Source organism: Haloarcula salinisoli (assembly GCF_019599405.1).
Taxonomy (GTDB): domain Archaea; phylum Halobacteriota; class Halobacteria; order Halobacteriales; family Haloarculaceae; genus Haloarcula; species Haloarcula salinisoli.
In genome coordinates, this window is the sequence record NZ_RKLQ01000002.1 from 1,217,773 (window position 1) to 1,233,511 (window position 15,739).

General features: G+C 67.0%; 21 protein-coding genes. 8 read left to right on the forward strand and 13 right to left on the reverse strand.

What is annotated here, in order from left to right; all coding sequences use genetic code 11:
* The first annotated feature begins 63 nt into the window (after window positions 1-63).
* The gene (locus EGD98_RS15535; protein WP_220589273.1) at window positions 64-972 is read left to right on the forward strand and encodes a hypothetical protein; all 909 of its coding nucleotides are present in this window, start codon (window positions 64-66) and stop codon (window positions 970-972) included.
* Window positions 973-1,168: 196 nt separating this feature from the next.
* Window positions 1,169-1,468, forward strand: a complete 300-nt coding sequence (locus EGD98_RS15540; RefSeq protein ID WP_220589274.1) for a DUF7967 family protein — start codon at window positions 1,169-1,171, stop codon at window positions 1,466-1,468.
* A 1-nt stretch (window position 1,469) separates the two neighbouring features.
* On the opposite strand, the gene EGD98_RS15545 is transcribed toward EGD98_RS15540, so the two are convergent.
* A complete protein-coding gene (locus EGD98_RS15545) occupies window positions 1,470-2,546 on the reverse strand; it encodes an archaeosine biosynthesis radical SAM protein RaSEA (RefSeq protein WP_220589275.1) in 1,077 nt (358 codons plus the stop codon).
* Between the two features lie 154 nt (window positions 2,547-2,700).
* Between EGD98_RS15545 and EGD98_RS15550 the strand changes: the two genes are divergently transcribed.
* On the forward strand, window positions 2,701-2,970 hold the full coding sequence (locus EGD98_RS15550) for a hypothetical protein (protein WP_220589276.1): 270 nt from the start codon (window positions 2,701-2,703) through the stop codon (window positions 2,968-2,970).
* On the opposite strand, the gene EGD98_RS15555 is transcribed toward EGD98_RS15550, so the two are convergent.
* Complete coding sequence (locus EGD98_RS15555; RefSeq protein ID WP_220589277.1) at window positions 2,959-3,354, reverse strand: VanZ family protein; 396 nt, start codon at window positions 3,352-3,354, stop codon at window positions 2,959-2,961. The two genes, EGD98_RS15550 and EGD98_RS15555, sit on opposite strands and share 12 nt — an antisense overlap.
* Before the next feature lie 25 nt (window positions 3,355-3,379).
* On the reverse strand, window positions 3,380-5,167 hold the full coding sequence (arcS, locus tag EGD98_RS15560; RefSeq protein WP_220589278.1) for an archaeosine synthase subunit alpha: 1,788 nt from the start codon (window positions 5,165-5,167) through the stop codon (window positions 3,380-3,382).
* 81 nt (window positions 5,168-5,248) lie between these two features.
* Between arcS and EGD98_RS15565 the strand changes: the two genes are divergently transcribed.
* A complete protein-coding gene (locus EGD98_RS15565; RefSeq protein ID WP_220589279.1) occupies window positions 5,249-5,509 on the forward strand; it encodes a hypothetical protein in 261 nt (86 codons plus the stop codon).
* A 125-nt stretch (window positions 5,510-5,634) separates the two neighbouring features.
* A complete protein-coding gene (locus tag EGD98_RS15570) occupies window positions 5,635-6,300 on the forward strand; it encodes an NAD-dependent epimerase/dehydratase family protein (protein WP_220589280.1) in 666 nt (221 codons plus the stop codon).
* Between the two features lie 148 nt (window positions 6,301-6,448).
* Here EGD98_RS15570 and tgtA read toward each other — a convergent pair whose 3' ends face one another.
* From tgtA to EGD98_RS15595, 5 genes are read right to left on the reverse strand one after another with little or no spacing between them, the layout of a single operon-like run.
* Entirely contained in the window at window positions 6,449-7,921 is a 1,473-nt protein-coding gene (tgtA, locus tag EGD98_RS15575; protein WP_220589281.1) for a tRNA guanosine(15) transglycosylase TgtA, read from the reverse strand.
* Between the two features lie 25 nt (window positions 7,922-7,946).
* Entirely contained in the window at window positions 7,947-8,396 is a 450-nt protein-coding gene (locus EGD98_RS15580; protein ID WP_220589282.1) for a type II toxin-antitoxin system VapC family toxin, read from the reverse strand.
* Window positions 8,393-8,668: a hypothetical protein gene (locus tag EGD98_RS15585; RefSeq protein ID WP_220589283.1), complete on the reverse strand. Its 276-nt coding sequence runs from the start codon at window positions 8,666-8,668 to the stop codon at window positions 8,393-8,395. The genes EGD98_RS15580 and EGD98_RS15585 overlap by 4 nt, the downstream gene beginning before the upstream one ends.
* Window positions 8,669-8,709: 41 nt before the next feature.
* Window positions 8,710-9,255, reverse strand: a complete 546-nt coding sequence (locus EGD98_RS15590; RefSeq protein ID WP_220589284.1) for an NUDIX hydrolase — start codon at window positions 9,253-9,255, stop codon at window positions 8,710-8,712.
* A gap of 45 nt (window positions 9,256-9,300) precedes the next feature.
* Window positions 9,301-11,376: a hypothetical protein gene (locus EGD98_RS15595; protein WP_220589434.1), complete on the reverse strand. Its 2,076-nt coding sequence runs from the start codon at window positions 11,374-11,376 to the stop codon at window positions 9,301-9,303.
* Between the two features lie 179 nt (window positions 11,377-11,555).
* Here EGD98_RS15595 and EGD98_RS15600 point away from each other — a divergent pair, with 179 nt between their 5' ends.
* Window positions 11,556-11,735: a hypothetical protein gene (locus tag EGD98_RS15600; protein ID WP_220589285.1), complete on the forward strand. Its 180-nt coding sequence runs from the start codon at window positions 11,556-11,558 to the stop codon at window positions 11,733-11,735.
* On the opposite strand, the gene trmY is transcribed toward EGD98_RS15600, so the two are convergent.
* Both trmY and EGD98_RS15610 read right to left on the reverse strand, forming a co-directional pair.
* Entirely contained in the window at window positions 11,736-12,332 is a 597-nt protein-coding gene (gene trmY, locus EGD98_RS15605; RefSeq protein WP_220589286.1) for a tRNA (pseudouridine(54)-N(1))-methyltransferase TrmY, read from the reverse strand. It lies immediately after the preceding gene.
* A 40-nt stretch (window positions 12,333-12,372) separates the two neighbouring features.
* Window positions 12,373-13,083: a hypothetical protein gene (locus EGD98_RS15610; RefSeq protein ID WP_220589287.1), complete on the reverse strand. Its 711-nt coding sequence runs from the start codon at window positions 13,081-13,083 to the stop codon at window positions 12,373-12,375.
* A gap of 113 nt (window positions 13,084-13,196) precedes the next feature.
* On the opposite strand from EGD98_RS15610, the gene EGD98_RS15615 reads away from it, so the two are divergent.
* A complete protein-coding gene (locus EGD98_RS15615) occupies window positions 13,197-13,397 on the forward strand; it encodes a hypothetical protein (RefSeq protein ID WP_220589288.1) in 201 nt (66 codons plus the stop codon).
* A gap of 6 nt (window positions 13,398-13,403) precedes the next feature.
* Here EGD98_RS15615 and pyrF read toward each other — a convergent pair whose 3' ends face one another.
* A complete protein-coding gene (pyrF, locus tag EGD98_RS15620; protein WP_220589289.1) occupies window positions 13,404-14,231 on the reverse strand; it encodes an orotidine-5'-phosphate decarboxylase in 828 nt (275 codons plus the stop codon).
* A gap of 108 nt (window positions 14,232-14,339) precedes the next feature.
* Here pyrF and EGD98_RS15625 point away from each other — a divergent pair, with 108 nt between their 5' ends.
* Complete coding sequence (locus EGD98_RS15625) at window positions 14,340-14,816, forward strand: hypothetical protein (protein WP_220589290.1); 477 nt, start codon at window positions 14,340-14,342, stop codon at window positions 14,814-14,816.
* Here EGD98_RS15625 and EGD98_RS15630 read toward each other — a convergent pair.
* Window positions 14,813-15,160: a DUF7993 family protein gene (locus tag EGD98_RS15630; protein ID WP_220589291.1), complete on the reverse strand. Its 348-nt coding sequence runs from the start codon at window positions 15,158-15,160 to the stop codon at window positions 14,813-14,815. The genes EGD98_RS15625 and EGD98_RS15630 overlap by 4 nt on opposite strands.
* Window positions 15,160-15,600 carry a DUF2240 family protein gene (locus EGD98_RS15635; protein WP_220589292.1) on the reverse strand — a complete coding sequence of 147 codons (441 nt, stop codon included), beginning with the start codon at window positions 15,598-15,600 and terminating at the stop codon, window positions 15,160-15,162. Before EGD98_RS15635 ends, EGD98_RS15630 begins: the two co-directional genes overlap by 1 nt.
* Window positions 15,601-15,739 lie beyond the last annotated feature (139 nt).

The window sequence follows — 15,739 nt, forward strand, 5'->3', positions numbered from 1 at the left end:
CTACTCCCTCCTCGGCGACCACCCGACGAAACAGCTTTGGTCGGACAAGGTCAACAATCTAACATGAGGTGGGTGGTAACATCCCTCATCGTCACCGCCGCACTGGTGGTCGCCACTGGGGGCGCGCTGGCTGTGCAAGGCGGCCCTGCGTGGGCCGAGGAGTTCCAGGGCGACCTCGAGCGGGGCGCCGCGGCCCACAACGCCTGGGCCGACAGCGAGGACCCACAGTTCGTCGGCGACCGCTTCGTCCGGAACGAGCGTGTGTCACTCACCGTCAGCGGCGCGGACGGCGGCGAAGCCGTCTACGGCGTGTGGACCGACGACGAGATGCGGATCACGGACGTGAGTCGGGGCCCCCCGCAGGACGAGACCATGCGCGTCTTCGCCTCGAAACCCGCGCTCGAGGAGGTTCTTCGGGCGGAGAACCCGGCTACGGCCTTCGGTGAAGCCGTCGCCTCGGGCGACGTCCGTGTCGAACGGATGGTCGGCGTCGGCGGCCACGAACTGGCGGTCGGCCCGATTGGGGCCCTCCTCGGGCTGGCGGGACTGGGCCTCGGTGCCGGGCTCCTGGGGGTCGTCGGTCTCGGCACGCTGCTTGCAGGTCCGGGACACCTCGTGTCTCGGGGCGCAGGGGTCCTGCGAGCGGCCGTCCGCCGAATCCTGGACGGGCTGCGGTGGCTCGCAAAGGTCCTGGGGAAACTCTTCCTGATCGTCGAGCTACTGCAACTGCTGGGGTACGAGGTACGCGACCGGATGAAAGCAGCTATCCGTCGGGTACGGCTCCGGGTGCAGGCCCGATGGTTGTCACTCCGAAAGCGACTGGACACACGGGCGCTGGACGAACGGGACAACGGGAGCCGGATGCACAGCAAGATGGGGACACTCCGGGCACGACTCGCGACCGTCCGGAACATGCGGGAACGGGACGAACAGGCGGGCGAGGCTCGTGCACACGGCGACGAGAGCCAGTGAGACACCAGTTGCTACCCGATTCGTCCAAAGGGATAGGATGGGGCCAGTGGAGCGTGTGACATGGTCCGCGGCCCCTACGTCCCTAAACGATACCAGTTGGTAAAAACGCCAGCCTACCGGAGTGAAAGTGAAACTGGTCGGCTCACGGAGTGAGAACAGTCACCACACTCTTTCCGTCAGGGTTCGTAGTGGGCGTATGACAAGTGACGAGACTGCGGCCGCCGAGGAATCTGTTCGGGTGTGGCTCGTCGAGCGGACCTACGGCGACGACGAGCAGAACCTGATTATCCTCACCTACGCGACGCCCGAGGGCGACCAGGACTTCCGCAAGGAGCGGGCGCTGACCTCCTTCACTGGCGACCACCGCGAGACGCCGGTCTCGATAGCGGTCGCCCCGGATAATCTGGGGACCGTCGACGACGCCGAAACCCGCGAGCGCTACGCAACCGAGGTCGAACGGATGCAAGAAAAACACGAGCCCGACGAGTCGCTGTAGCCTACCGCGTCAGCGGCATCGCGTAGCTGTGTTCCCGTGCCAGGGCGGCCTCGTAGGTCGCCTCGCACTCACAGCTCACCTGCTCGAAGACGCTCGGGTCCTGGCGCAGGTCGAAGTCTTTGATGGCGCGCTGGACGCGGTCGTCACACTCCCCGCAGTTGTGAGGTCCCCTGTCGGAGCCGTGACCGACGGGGTCCGAGACGACGATGACGTCCTCGTCGGCGGTCGATTCCAACACGTCGGCGACCGACCAGAGCCACGGCGGCCGGTAGCCGCCGTCGTGGTAGAGCTCCTCGACCATCGTGTAGCGCTGGACGTTACACGGGTTCATCGAGACGGTGTGACAGCCATCGACAGCCCCACAGCGGCGGACGGAGGATTTCATATCTTCCACGGCCTCCGACTCGGTGAGGAAGGGCGGCTTCATCAGGAGATAGGCCTTGATGCCCGCGCCGGCCTCGCGAGCGGCCTCGCAGGCGTCCTCGAAGTCCGCGAAGTCGAAGTACTTGTTCACGCAGTCGTGGCGCACTCTGTCGGTCGCGGTCTCCAGGCCGACAGCCACGTCCGTCTCCAGGCCGGCGTCGACGAAATCGGAGACGCGCTCGTCCTCGACGAAGTCCGGCAGGGACTCGACGACGATGCGCTCCCGGTCGGCGAAGGTGTCGGCGATGGCCTGCCGGGTCTCGGCGGGGACCTCGCGCTCGTCGAGGAAGCTCCCCGAGGTGTATATCTTGATGAGTCCGGACTTCTCGTCCGCGTTCTCCTCCTCGTGGTCCAGACAGTGTTCTATCTGGGCCATGAGGTCCTCGTGGGCTACCTGTCCGCCCTCGACGGATTCGGCGACGTACCCACACATCGTGCAGCCGCCCGCGCGGGCCCACCGGCAGCCGCCAGTGTTTAAGATGATAGTCAGGCTCTGGTAGACGCCGTCGGGCGTGTTGTCCTCGTCGAGCCAGACGCGTGTCGGCTCGCGCGGGTCGTAGGTGGAATCGTTGCGCGAACGGACCTCGCGCATCACGGCGTTGTGGGCGTCCATCCCCTTTTCCTGTTCGTAGACGTCGGGACTGGGCTTGCTCATTACGCCAGGGTAGCTCGCGGGCGTGTATAGCTCCTGTGTTCCCCGTCGCCGCCCAGAGCGGCGGAGCAGCTCTCTCACGAAGGCGAGAGACGTGCCAGCTCGGTGATATCCCCACGAACACCTTTCAGGCAGCGTGGTAAACGAACGGGGAGGGATGGTCGACGCATACAAGTGCCAGAACTGTGGGGACGTGGTCGAGTCACTGGGGAGCTGTCCGTCGTGTGGCGAAAACGAGATGCGACCAACCAGGGTTCCCGAATCGGAACTGGGGACGGACGACGAGGCGGCGACTTCGAACGCGGCGGAGTCTGCGGGGACGCCGACGGCCGATACTGGGACGACCGCCGACAACCGAACCGAGAGAAACGGACGGACGGCGTCCGACAGCGGCGGACTGCTGGCGTGGCTTAAATCACTGTTCTGACTGTCTGTCCTGCCCGGCGCCGACCCGCCCCAGAGTCAGCCAGAGGACACTGCCGCCGACGGCTCCGACCGCGTTGGCGACCGCGTCTGCGCCGCTCGTCCCGCGGGAGGGGACCAGTCCCTGCAGGAGTTCGATGCCCACGCCGTAGCCGACGGCGAACGCGGCCAGTGCCCCCACGACCACCACCTCGCGGCTCCGGCGAGCCCAGGCGAGCAGGCCGGTGAGGGCGCCGTAGCTGGCCGCGTGGACCCACTTGTCCAGGGCGATTCCGAGCGGCGCGGGGAGGGGCGGTCCTCCGGTCTCCGGCGTCGGCACCAGCGAGACGACGAGTAACAGAGCGGCGAAGGCGACCGCGGGCAGATATCGACGTGTCGGTCGGTCCATGGTCGCTGTCGGGGACGACGCGCTCCTACAGCTCCTCGGTGTGGCGCATCTGGACGGCGATGCCCCGCGTCGAGGAGGTCATCTCCGCGCCGTGCATCTCCGCGCGGCCGACGCCGAAGGCCGCATCGCCAGTGACGACGACCTCGTCGCCCACCCGGATGTCGTCGCTGGCGTCGACGATACCCGGCGCGAGGACAGAGCCGTGGGGGACGAACGGCTCGATTTCTACCGTCTTGGTCGGCACGTCGCTCTCGACCCAGCGGCGGGCGCCGGCGGTGGTCAGCGAGAGGACACCGTACTGCTGGGCGAGCGCGGCCAGTTGTTCGCCGTCCGCGTCGTCGGCCCGAAGCTGCGGATAGCGCCCCTGCGTGCCGATGTCGGGGAACAGCTCGTCGCCCGCGCCGGCGCCGAACTGGTAGTCCGCGATAGCTTTTATCGTACGGTGCTCGCGGGTGGACTTCTGGTAGGTGTCCCATCCCTCCAGTTCGGCGGCCAGGTTCCCGAGGGAGTCCGCCGTCGTCGGGTGGTCCCGCACGGTGTAAGTAAACTCACGACCCAGCGAGTCGGCGACGTTCTCACATATCTCCCGGTACCCCTCGCCGGGGACGTGGGCGATGATTTCGGGGTAGTCGGTCCCTTCGAGGTACCGTTCCAGCACCCGGGAGACGAACTCGATCTCGTTTGCAGACCAGTTGCCCGTCACCACGGAGTCGTAGTGCTGAGCGGGGTAGGTGAGTTCGAGTTCCTGGGGGACGACACCGATGGGCGAGGTCATCGAGACCACGTGAGCACGCCACTGGATGGCGTCGTGGTACTGTTTGTGGCTCTGTGAGTCGCTGTAGGGCTTGCGGGCCGAACACGGGACCAGCACGAGCGGCCGGTCGTCGAATCTCGGCACGTAGCGTTCGGTGACCCGCTGGGCGAAGCGCTGTATCTCGACACGGCGGATGGCGTCCTCAGTGGTTGCGGCGAGTTCGGCCCGGCGGATGAGCGGCGTCCGCTGCTCGACGTAGCCGTAGCGCTGGTCGAGCAAACGGACGGTCGCGGTGAGCCAGTTGTCCTGGCGGGCCTGGCCTTCGATGTAGTCGCGCAGCCGGCCGTCTCTGACTCGGCGGCGGACGCGTGCGAGCTCGGCCGCGAGCGCGTGGACGTTGTGTTCGGCGCAGTCGCTGCGGTCGAAGGTATCGCGGGGCTGCTGGCAGGCCGGACACGCACAGGGCAACTCCTCGAGGTCTTCGAGGAAGTACGCTTCGTCCGTGGTGAGATAGCGGCCCTCGGTGCCCCGAATCACGGCCCGGTGCGGGTCCACGAGGTCCACGCCGGCGTAGACCAGCGTGGCGACGTTCCGGGGCGTGGCGACACCGGGCAGATAGAGCGCGGTGTCGGCCGGGACGGCGTCTTTCACCGTCGTCAGGGCGTCGACAAAGGCCGACCCGTGGCCGACGTAGCCGGTCGCACCCGAGAGGACGGTGAGGTCGGCGGCGTGGTCGCCAGCACTCCTCGGCGAGACGACGGCCCCACTCGGGAACTCGACGTCGGGGTAGTCGTCGGCGAAGGCCTCGGCGACCTCCTCGGGCGTCCCGGCGGGGAGCCCGCGATGGGGCAGTATCGTCACCGCTGAATCGTCGCCCGATGGTGGCTCGGGCTCGCTCGGCCAGCGGCCCCCGGCGTCGGCGAGGACGGTGTGGACCCGCCCCGGTGTGTCGGCGTCCACGTCGTCGACCAGCGCCGGCGTCGGCACGGACTCGGCGAGGCGCAACTCGCCCAGTCGCGCGGCCCCGTCGCGCTCGTGGACCTCGAAGTAGTCGGTCATGCGTTCCAGTCGGCCGTGGCCCACCAACTATCTTGCCTTTGGAAGCGCGGTGTTTTTCGCGCTCCAGCCGGGAGGAGCAGTATGGTCGGGTCACGAACCCTGACGGCGGTCGTCGGCCTCCTCGTGAGCGTGCTCGTCACGGTGGCCCTCTGGTGGTACTTCGAGACGCTGTTGGTCTTCCTGTTTCTGCCGTTTATCCCGGTCCTCTTTCGCGGCTTCGGCGGGGATAGCGGGCCGACCATCGTCCAGGAGTGTCCCCACTGTGGATTCCAGGCGACCTCCGAGGCCTACGACTACTGTCCCCGAGACGGGAGCCGGCTGGAAGAACCAGAGCGGGAGTGAGACGGATTGTTGTCGCTGTTTACCCACGAGTTCCGGCCCGGGGTCAGAGCAGCCCGGTGAGAGCGTACACCAACCCGTATTTGTTATCAGCACAGAACGTTTCCGTGCTCGCCCCAACGGTGACTATGGAACTGGTAGTGTTCGGTGGCAACGGCTTCATCGGCCGGCGCGTCTGCCGGCGGGCGGTCGAAGACGGCCACGAGGTCCGGAGCATCGCACGCAGCGGGCCACCGGCGCCGGACCAGCGGGGTCCGTGGGCCGACGCGGTGACCTGGCACGCCGCTAACGTGTTCGCGCCCAACGAGTACCGGGAGGCCCTCGACGGCGCCGATGCCGTGGTCCACAGCATCGGTATCATCGAGGAGTCCCCGAACGAGGGCGTCACCTTCGAGCGGGTCAACGGCGACTCGGCTATCATCACGGCGCTGGAGAGCGAGCGTGCCGGCGTCGAGCGGTTCGTCTACATCTCCTCCGTGGAGCGCCCCCCGTGGGTCCGGGAGGCGTACATCACTGCCAGGCGGCGGGCCGAGCGGGCTATCGCGGACCTGGGCATGGCGACCACAGTGCTCCGTCCCGGCGCGGTGTACGGTCCAGACCAGCCACATTTCCCGTCGGTGCTGAATCGGCTGCTGACGCTGGTGGGCGAGTTCGACCCGGTCGCCGAACGCCTCGGTGAGGGCCGCCCGCTCGACGTCGAAACTGTGGGGGAGGCCGTCTACGAAGCGGCGGTCGGTGTCGACAGCGGGGAGCCACCGCTCGACGCACAGCGCATCGCGGCACGGGCCAGTTGAGACAGCTGTCGCTCGACGTTCCCAAATCCTGCGGATTTACTCACTTCCGATGAACGGCGTTCATCGGCGTTCGCGAAACCGACGGTTTCGTTCACTTCCGAGAGGCACCGATGGCGTCTCTCGACTGTCGCAAACCCGGGAGGTTTGCTCACTCCCTCGCGTGGAGGTCCCGAACCCGAACTGAGTCGGGCACCCGGTCGAGCGCCGTCTCGGGCCAGTCGTCGTGGACGAGCGTAAACGAGACGTCGGGGTGTAACTCGACCAGTCGGGCGACGCCGTCGGCGGCGGCCTCACAGGCCGCCCGGTCGGTCCGGTCGGGCACTTCGGCGGTCAGCGGGTAGGTGTCGCCGAGTTCCCGCGGATAGGGACCAAAGGGCGGGCGCACGCCCCAGGTCTCGTCGTAGCGGTCGTTCGACCCGCCCTCGGTCAGCAACACCTCGTCGGCGTCGAGCTCGAAGCGGTCCAGGCGCTCCTGATGGCGCAGGACCTCGGGTCGGCGGGCGCTCTCGGCCGACGTGTAGAAGAAGGCGTCCTTCGAGACGGGGTCGGTCCGTTCCAGTTGCTCGGCGTGGTCCAGCAGTGTGCGGTAGCCGTCGAGCATCGCCGGGTGGCCACGGGCCCGCGAGTCTACGAGTTCGAGCAGGTTCCCCGAGCGAATAGCCTGGCGGACGGTCCGTATCTCGCCGTAGGTGACGTGGAGGTTGTGGCGGGCCAGCAGGTCCTGACGAGTCTCGTCGTCCATGTCGCGAAGCTCGGCGGGCGTGTGGTCAGTGCAGATTGGACAGGTACAGGGGAACTGTTCGAGCTCGTCGAGCAGTTCGGTGCCCCGGACCGTGAGATAGCGGTCGTCGCGGGCGTACAGCGCGTAGGCGGCAGAGTCGAACAGATCACAGCCAAGCGCGGCGGCCATCGCGAACATCATCGGGTGGCCGGCGCCGAAGAGGTGGACCGGGCCGACCTCGCCCAGCCCGCGCTTGCAGGCCGCGACGACGTCGGCGAGGTCTGCGTATCGGTACTCGTTCATGAGCGGGACGACGGCGCCCAGCGGGAACACGTCGAGCCCGGTCGTCGTGGCGTGTTCGGCGGCCCGCTCGCGCAGGTCGGGGTACGTCGACCCCTGAACCGGCGCGGAGACGAGCATCTCGCCGGTGTCGGCCGCCGCGGCCCGCTCCAGTCGGTCCTGTGTCGTTTCGAGTTCGGACTCGGCGCGCTCGCGGTCGACGTCGGGCGGGGTCGGGATGTCCACCGGCGTTCCGATGTCGCTCCCGATGTCGGACTGGAACTGGAGTATCTCCTCGGTCGTCACGTCGATGTCGCCGTACTCGGCCAGCTGGAACGAGCCCGAGTCGGTCATGATGGCCCCCGAGAAATCCAGCAGGTCGTGCAGTCCCTGGTCCAGCGCCGGCTCGCGCAGTTCATCCGAGCCATGCAGGATGTAGCTGTTCGTGATGAGTATCTCGGCGCCAAAATCTGATTCGAGCGCCGACGGGTCGACCGTCTGGACGTGGGGGTTCACCACGGGGAGGATGGTCGGCGTCTGGACGGTGACGCCGGCACGTGGCACCTCGAGTTCGCCCAGGCGGCCCGCAGCGTCGTACTGGCGGACCTCGAAGTTCGTCATTGTCCGTCGTGGGTGGGGCCTGCGCCTAAGGGTTGTGTTCCCGGGCGACCTCGGCCGGGTCGGTCCGGTCGACGATGCCGTCGAAGTCGTCGTCGAAGCTGAGGACGGTGTCGATGTCGTGTGTTTCGGTAAACGCGACCGTGGTCGCGTCGGTGAAGCTCAGCTGCTGGTCGTCGTATCGTTCGAAGATGTCGACGGCAGTCTCGAACACTGCTTTCGAGAGGTTCCGAAGGTGGAACAGCTCGGGAAAGTCACCGGCACCACGGAGACGGCGGCCGACTCGCATCGCTTCGGCGTGGCTGTCGGTCCGCGTGAGCGTCAGCGTCACCGTTTCGTCGTAAATGTAGTCCGTGATGTACGGCTGTCCATATCCGCCCTCGAGTATGGCCGATAACGCCGCCACCGCCGTTCCGTGTCGGCTTGCACCTCGGTCTGCGTGCGCGTAAAAAACCCCGGAGTCGACGACGACCGTCATCCGTAGAGGATGTCGTCGATATCTTCTTCGTCGGTCTCGACACCCGAGTCGAAGGTACCGTCGAGAAACGCGTCGATCTCTTCATCGGACGCGGGCACGGTCGACTCTCTGAAGGAGTCGACGACTTCCGCACGCGATTCGTAGGCATCGTCGATGAGCCGGGAGAGCAGTTCCTGCTGGGTCACGTTCTTGCCGGCCTCCAGCCGTATCTCGGCCTGTAACTCTTCGAGGCGGGCCTTGGCCTCGTCATCGACCTTGACTGCGGTCGTCATAGTAACTCAGTTACTTTCGTTACTCAATAAACGTTTGGAGGTCACCGCTCGAACAGCGCGTAGTACATGATACCGACGGCCGAGCGGCCGTCTCGCAGGTCTCCCTCCCGAACCGACGCCAGCAGGTCCTCGAATGCCGTCGTCTCCACGCGGATGGATTCGTTGAAATCGAGGTCCTGCTCGGCGGTCGGTTCACACCCCTCGGCGAGGAAGTAGTGGAAGACGGAGTCGGCGTAGCCGTTGGCCGGCTCGGCGGTGTAGAGGTGTTCGACAGTCTCGGCCTCGTAGCCGGTCTCCTCGCGGAGTTCGCGGGAAACGGCGTCGCGGGGCTCGTCGTCGTCCGATTCCACGCTCCCCGCGGGCAGGGCGCGGTTGACTCGCTTGACCGCCTGGCGCCACTCCTCGATGACGACCACTTCGCTCTCGGGGGTCAGTGGCAGGACGACGACGCTGTCGCCCTCCCGCAGGAAGTCGAAGTCGGTCTCGGTCCCGTCGGGCAGTGTGACGTCCTCGTGGACGATGTCGAACCCCGGACAGCTGTAGGCGATGTCGGTGGCGAGTGTCTCCCAGGCGAGCTCGTCGGGCATACCGGTTCCTGTGCTCCCAGTAGTAAACTGATTACCGTCTCCGGCTCAGAGCTTCTCCTGTTCGCGGGCCTGCTGGTTCCGCCGCGTCGCCTGGTCGAGACGCTTCCGGGCGGCCGCCGTCAGCGGGTCGGGCATCGCGCCGCTGGCCTCGCTGATCTTCGTGCTGACCCGTTCGAGACGGGCGGCGACTGTCTCCAGCTGCCGGTCCGTGTTGCCGCGGTCGCCCTCCTCGGCCCGCTGGGCTGCCTTCTCGGCCGCGTCGACGACGGCCCTCAGCGCCTGGGCGAGCCCGGTGATGGCGTTTTGCTGGCCGCCGCTGTCGTCGCCATCGTCGGTATCGCCGTCCTCGAGGTCGGCTACCTGTGCCTGCGTCTCCGCGGCGATATCCGCGACGAACGTCGCGAGCGAGGCCTTGCCAGTGTTTGCCACTCCGAGTCCGACCGCGTCGTCGGCGTCGGGGTCGGGGTTGACGCGGAAAGCACCGACCGCGTCGTCGGTGTCTCTGACCTCTGCGGTGTAGGCCCCGCCGTCGTGGACGTAGGCCGCGTCGGGTCCGTCGAGCGGCGCGTCGTAGAGTCGCCCGGCGAAATCGTCCTCGACCGCAAGCCGGTTGAGCTCACTGTCAGCCTCGGCGGGGTCTATCTCGATCTTCCGTGCGTTCTCGCGTGCGACCATGGGTATCTCCCCGTCGACGCCGGCCGGCGCCTGCACGCCGTCGTCGGCGACCGACACCGATTCGCTGTGCGGAGCTGCGCCGGCCCGGTTTATCGTCAGCCGGTGGTCACCCGCAGGGACGTCCGTGACGGCGGCGACCCCATCGAAGGTCGGGACGGCCTCGGGGTCACTCTCCAGCAGTGCGACCCCCTCGAACTCCGAGTCCTGCGTGGTGAGACCCTCGTCTTCGGGCGCATCGGGATTTGAGACCGCTTCGGAGACGCTTGCGACGACGGTGTTGATAACTGCCGCATCGCCGATGGCGTCGTAGCGGTCGGCGAGGGCGGCCCGGTGGTTCGGCTCCGAGATGTCCGCTGCGGGATTCTCGTAGCGGGACTGTCCCCACGGCGCGCCCGTCGTCGAGATGTGTCCCGAGACGGCGTCCTCGCCGAACTCCGGCACGTCGAACTCGAAGCTCAGCTGCGGACCGGTGAAATCGGTGATATCCTCGATTTCGCTCGTCGGTGCCAGTTCGTACTCGATGTCCGCGTCGGTTCCCGACCGCTCGCTGTGGGCGAACACCAGCCCAGTCTCCCGGTTCGGGAGCCCCGGCAACGAGCTGGTGAGGGTGTCGAGCGAGCGAACCGTCAGCGACGCCGGAATCAGGTCCGACCGCTCGACCGACGGGAGGTCGTCGTGTTCGTACAGCGGCGCGCCCTCGTACTCCGGAACGAGATAGGGGAGCCTGGAGCCCTCGTCGCGGGGGAGCCCGTAGGCGAAGGGTATCGCGGCGATGTCTTCGACAGTCTCGATGGCGCTGTTGGTGATGTCGGCCAGCCCACCGCCCTCTGAGATGCGCTGGAAACGGTCCGCAAGGTCGTTGAGCGACAGCGCACTGGAGTGTGAGCCAAGCTCCGTGAGGATTCGCGGGACGGTCTCCGGGTCGGGATCCAGAAACTCGTTGTTCGGAACCTTCCGCGAGTGTGAACTGGCGACGTAGAGCTGTGGCTCGTCCGTCTCCGTGTCGACGAAGACGTGCAACACCTCCCAGTCGTGCCAGTGGAAGTTGGTCGTGAACTGGTCGAACACCGAGTACGCCCAGAACTGGACGGCGACCAGCGGGGAGTCCTCGTAGCCGACGGCGTTGTAGAACAGCATCGGCGCGGGCGGCTCCGAACCAGTAAAGTCCGCGTGGTACCCGTCGAGGGCATCGAACCCCGTGACGACGGTCTCGCCGTCCTGTTCGCTGGTGTACTGGCGCGGGTCGGTCGGGAACCACGGCTCGTTCTCGTCGAAGTACAGCGTCGGAGCGAACCGGGTCGCCAGCTCGCTGGCGGCTTCGGGGTCTACCGCTGTCGTCTCGCTGTCCGCACCCGGCGAGAACAGCGGACAGCCGGCGAGAGAGGCCGTGCCGGCGCCGGCGACCGTTCCGAGTATCCGCCGACGACTCAGCCGCTGGTCGGTCACCTCACCGACACCCCTGGACGCGTCGCTCACTGGGGGTGTCTCGGCCACCGGGACGTAGCTGTGACTGCATTCCAGTCGAATCATGCCGTCACGACCCAAAGATTTTCTGGCAGTTGCCGGCACAGTCGTTGCAGCGACGAGGAAGAGGAATTAAGGTCTGAGTCGGTATACGGCGTGGCATGAAGAATCCGCTCGCGGCGATTCGGCCCCGACTCCCGACCTTCCTCGTTCTGTTCGGTGTCGGCGGGATATTCGGCGCCGAAGAGAGCATGGTCAGTAACCCGTGGCTCGGCGTCGCGCTGGTCGTCGCCGGCGTGGGGCTGTACGTCGCGCGGAGCCAGAATATGAGTCCAATCTAATCAGTACCGCTCGAACCCGTCGGTGTCGAGGTAGTTGTGCGCGACGGTGATGGCGTGGTCGGCGTGGAGCGGTTCCGGCCCCAGCGAGAGGCGCTGCTCGGCGTGGCTCTCGATGGCGGCCGTCTCGGCCTCGCTGAAATCGTGGTGGTCCGAGAGCACGAACACGGGGTCGGCCGGCGGGTCGACGTCGACGACGGGGTCGCCGTCCTCGTGGAGCTGGACGACGGTACCCTCGCGGGCCACGTCCTCGAGCGTCGCGGCGAAGCCCCGCCTGGTCAGCGAGACGCCGGGCGAGGTCTCGACCGGGATGTGACCGATAGCCTCCTCGCGCTCTTCGAGTGCGTTCCTGACCAGCGCGGCCGTCGACCGCTCGTCGGGGTTGAGTCGCCGGAGGTCGCTCCCGTCGAAGGTGACGGTGTACTCGTCGGCCAGTACGAGGTGGACCCGGACGGCCTCGCGGATGGCATGAGAGAGGAAGAAGGCGCTGGTGACACATCGACACAGCACGTCCAGCCGGCCGGCGGCACCGGCGAGGTCGTCGAGCGAGAACTCCGGTGTGGTGGGCGCGTCGTGGCCGATGACGACGAACTGGCGCATACGCTCTCCTGTCGCCGGTCCGGGTTAGCCCTGTCGAAGCTTACTCCGGGTCGACGAACTGGCCGTTCTCGACGGCGATGAGGTCCCGGGAAACGGCAGCTTCGATGACGGCGTCGAACTCCTCGGGGTCGATATCGTACGCGCTCGTGGCGACCTCGCGTATCTCGGCCTTATCCACCGGGAACGGTCGGTTCTGGAGGAGTCGCATCACCTTGTTGTACTCCAGTTTCGTCAGCCGCGGCTCCGCCCCGCTCGTGTCGTTGTCGGGGGTCGCAGGGTCGTCGCCTGTCTCGTCGCTCTCTGTAGGGGTGGGCTCCGAATCTGTCTCTCCGACGCCTGTCTGCCCGCTGTCGGTCTCAGTATCCGGTTCACCGTCGCTTTCCGCGGGGGACTCCCACTCCTCGGCCGTGGTCGTCGGTGCCTGGGATTTGGGGTCCCCACCGTCGTCCGCGCCCGCTTCGAACAGCGAGCCACCGCCAGCGTCGCCCGACTCGACACCGCTTCCCGCTCCGATATCGGCTGGTTCGGGCTCCGCTCCCCGGTCGGTCGTCGTCCCGTCGATGACTGTCTCCCCTTCGGCCGCGTCCACAACCTCCTCGACGACCGCCCCGAGTTTCCGCCGGCAGGTCCCACAGAGGACGACCGTCGGGCCGTCTTCGGCCGGCTGGAGCGCCGTCGGAACGACGGGGTACTCGGAGAGCGAGGCGTCGAAGGATTCTCCACAGAAGTAACACGAGGCGAATCGGTCCATACCTGCGTGTGTCGCTCTCCCGATATAAACCCTGTCGGGCCAGTCCCGGCCGCCGAACGCGGAATCGCTTCCCGCCCGAAGCGTTGAAACGTCCGAGCACGCTACAGACTAGCATGAGTGTCTCGGGCCTCTGTGAAATCTGCCAGCAGCCCGACGTCGAGCACGGCTGTGACCGCTGTGGTCAACTGGTCTGTGAGCGCCACTGGGACCGCCAGCTCGGGGTCTGCATCGAGTGTAGTAGCCAGGTCGGCGGTCGCGGCGGCCAGGACTCGACGGAGAACCTCCCGGACGGCGTCGATACGTTCCGGTTCTAGAGAGCGCTACCGATACTGGTTGAGTTGCTCTTTGAGTTGCTTCGCGGACTTGCCGGCGGCCTCGAAGAACTTCTCGGGCGCGCCGCGGTCGGCGGCTTCCTCTCCAGCGAAGATAATCCCCCGCGAGGAGTTGACGAGCCCGACGCCGTCGGCCAGGCCGTGTTCGACGGCGGCCTCGCTATCCCCGCCCTGGGCACCGACGCCGGGGACGAGGAAGGGGATGTCGGGGACGAGTTCGCGAATCTCCTCGAGTTCGTCGGGATTGGTCGCGCCGACGACGAGCCCGACGTTCCCGTTGTCGTTCCAGAGGTCGGCCAGGTGGACCACTCGCTCGTACAGTTTCTCCCCCGAGGCCAGTTCGAGGTTCTGGAGGTCCGCGCCGCCGGGGTTGGAGGTCCGCCCGAGGACGAAGACGCCCTTCTCCGCGCGCTGGAGGAACGGTTCCAGTGAGTCCCGACCGAGGAAGGGGTTGACGGTGATAGCGTCGGCCGCCGGCCCGTCCTCGTCGTCGAGAACGCTCGCGTACTGGCGGGCGGTGTTGCCGATGTCGCCCCGTTTGGCGTCGAGCAGTACGGGGACGTCCTTCCCGTGTGCGTACGCGATGGTCTCACGAAGCGCCCGCCAGCCGTCGGCGTCCTCGTAGAACGCGGCGTTTGGCTTGTAGCAGGCGGCGTGTTCGTGGGTCGCGTCGATGATACGGCGATTGAACTGCCAACGGGGCAGGTCGGCGTCGGCCACCGCTTCGGGGAGCCGCGCGGGGTCGGGGTCCAGCCCCACCGAGACCACGCTGTCGGCGACCGCGATGCGGTCGGCCAACCGGTCGAAAAAGTGCATACCTACCGCGGCGATGGGGACGGATACAAGCGTTTCCTTCTGCCGCCGAGTATCGCCGATGATAATTTAGGGGCGTGGTATTTTATACTGGGTGCGAAACCTCGTACCATGGACCGTTCCCTCGACGTAGCACACGTCGCGGAGACACTCCCAGACCTGGGTGCGGTGCTGGAGGACTCGCGGCTCAGGCCCCTCGGAGTCGTCGTCGGCTTCGCCATTCTCACCGTCGGTGCACTGCTGTCGATCGCCCCGACGACCGGACAGTGGGCGTTCTGGTCGAACGCAGTCGCGGCCACGCTGGTGTTCGTGAGCGTGCCGCTGTTCTGTGTCGGGCTCGCGGCCCCGGACCCGCCGAAGGGGTCGCGCTTCCACATCGGTGTGAACCTCTCGCGCAAGCAGCGCCAGGCGGTCGCCACCGGCTCGCTGTGTATCACGCTCTCGCCCGTGGTCATGGCGCTTGGCTCGCCGCTCGGGCTCTCGACCGTGGTACTGGCGACGGCTGCGACGCTCGCCTTCGTCGGCGCGTCGCTCGTGCTGACCGGCTTCGTCGCCTGGACGAGCGAGGAGCTAACTGGCCCCGCCTAATCGACCGTCGCCGCGACCACGTCGACGAGTGTCTTGACCGCGGCCCCGCTGTGGGCCACGACCACCCGTCCGCTCTCCTCGACAGTCACGTCTTCGCGCTCGCTCTCGAAACTCGTCGGCGCTTCCAGGGCCAGCTGTGCCGTCCGCTCGGTCACGCTGACGGTTCCGACCACCTCGTCGTCGGCCGCGACGCGGAAGGCGTAGGCGCCCTCGGCCGTCGGCTCGACGTCCGGCTCGGCGTCGTCGACCGACACCGCGCCCAGCGGTCCCCGCTCCAGTCCCGTCAGTTCAGACGCGAACAGCTGTCCGATGCGCTTCCCGTCGGTGATGCGGTCTTCGACCATCAGATTCCCTCCCGGACCTCGGTGCCTATTCCACCCACGTCGACCCCTTCGCTGCGGGCGTAGACGACCGCCGCGGCGTCCAGGGTCACGCCCAGCTCCGATTGCAATCGGTTGATGCCCGCGACCGCGGTCTGCTTCTCGACCCCGTGCTCGATGACCGTGTCCAGCACCTGCTCGAAGGCCGACCGGGACTGGAGTATCTCCTCGCCCGGCTGGAAGCCGTCGGGGATCGTCGTCGACGCCGCGTCGAACCCGACGACCAGCGCGTCCTCGTCTCGTTCGAGGAGCCCCTCGCTGGTGGCCACGTCGACCAGCGTCTTGGCCTGGTCCGGCGAGAACCAGTTGCGGTCAAGGGAGAGGGCCACGACGAACTCGCTCTCGGCCATCCGGTCGGTTCCACGCTGGCGAAACGGCGCGGCCACGGCCGTCTTCAGACTCATCTAGTGTATGGGCCGGTCGGTCCGGGTGTAACGGTTGCGATTGCTAGCAACCATATTTGACATTGACACTCCCACCGGGGTACTAGTTCTAAACAGCCAGAAAGCCCCGAGCCGTTCGACTCGGGCGACTCGCTGTGCT

Coding starts and splice junctions, on each gene's coding strand:
- EGD98_RS15570 (WP_220589280.1), top strand. CDS start 5,635: ATGGAACTGGTAGTGTTCGGTGGCAACGGCTTCATCGGCCGGCGCGTC.
- EGD98_RS15550 (WP_220589276.1), top strand. CDS start 2,701: ATGGTCGACGCATACAAGTGCCAGAACTGTGGGGACGTGGTCGAGTCA.
- arcS (WP_220589278.1), bottom strand. CDS start 5,167: ATGACCGACTACTTCGAGGTCCACGAGCGCGACGGGGCCGCGCGACTG.
- EGD98_RS15630 (WP_220589291.1), bottom strand. CDS start 15,160: ATGGTCGAAGACCGCATCACCGACGGGAAGCGCATCGGACAGCTGTTC.
- pyrF (WP_220589289.1), bottom strand. CDS start 14,231: ATGCACTTTTTCGACCGGTTGGCCGACCGCATCGCGGTCGCCGACAGC.
- EGD98_RS15540 (WP_220589274.1), top strand. CDS start 1,169: ATGACAAGTGACGAGACTGCGGCCGCCGAGGAATCTGTTCGGGTGTGG.
- EGD98_RS15585 (WP_220589283.1), bottom strand. CDS start 8,668: ATGACGACCGCAGTCAAGGTCGATGACGAGGCCAAGGCCCGCCTCGAA.
- EGD98_RS15565 (WP_220589279.1), top strand. CDS start 5,249: ATGGTCGGGTCACGAACCCTGACGGCGGTCGTCGGCCTCCTCGTGAGC.
- EGD98_RS15555 (WP_220589277.1), bottom strand. CDS start 3,354: ATGGACCGACCGACACGTCGATATCTGCCCGCGGTCGCCTTCGCCGCT.
- EGD98_RS15600 (WP_220589285.1), top strand. CDS start 11,556: ATGAAGAATCCGCTCGCGGCGATTCGGCCCCGACTCCCGACCTTCCTC.
- EGD98_RS15625 (WP_220589290.1), top strand. CDS start 14,340: ATGGACCGTTCCCTCGACGTAGCACACGTCGCGGAGACACTCCCAGAC.
- EGD98_RS15590 (WP_220589284.1), bottom strand. CDS start 9,255: ATGCCCGACGAGCTCGCCTGGGAGACACTCGCCACCGACATCGCCTAC.
- EGD98_RS15535 (WP_220589273.1), top strand. CDS start 64: ATGAGGTGGGTGGTAACATCCCTCATCGTCACCGCCGCACTGGTGGTC.
- EGD98_RS15635 (WP_220589292.1), bottom strand. CDS start 15,600: ATGAGTCTGAAGACGGCCGTGGCCGCGCCGTTTCGCCAGCGTGGAACC.
- trmY (WP_220589286.1), bottom strand. CDS start 12,332: ATGCGCCAGTTCGTCGTCATCGGCCACGACGCGCCCACCACACCGGAG.
- EGD98_RS15610 (WP_220589287.1), bottom strand. CDS start 13,083: ATGGACCGATTCGCCTCGTGTTACTTCTGTGGAGAATCCTTCGACGCC.
- EGD98_RS15580 (WP_220589282.1), bottom strand. CDS start 8,396: ATGACGGTCGTCGTCGACTCCGGGGTTTTTTACGCGCACGCAGACCGA.
- tgtA (WP_220589281.1), bottom strand. CDS start 7,921: ATGACGAACTTCGAGGTCCGCCAGTACGACGCTGCGGGCCGCCTGGGC.
- EGD98_RS15545 (WP_220589275.1), bottom strand. CDS start 2,546: ATGAGCAAGCCCAGTCCCGACGTCTACGAACAGGAAAAGGGGATGGAC.
- EGD98_RS15615 (WP_220589288.1), top strand. CDS start 13,197: ATGAGTGTCTCGGGCCTCTGTGAAATCTGCCAGCAGCCCGACGTCGAG.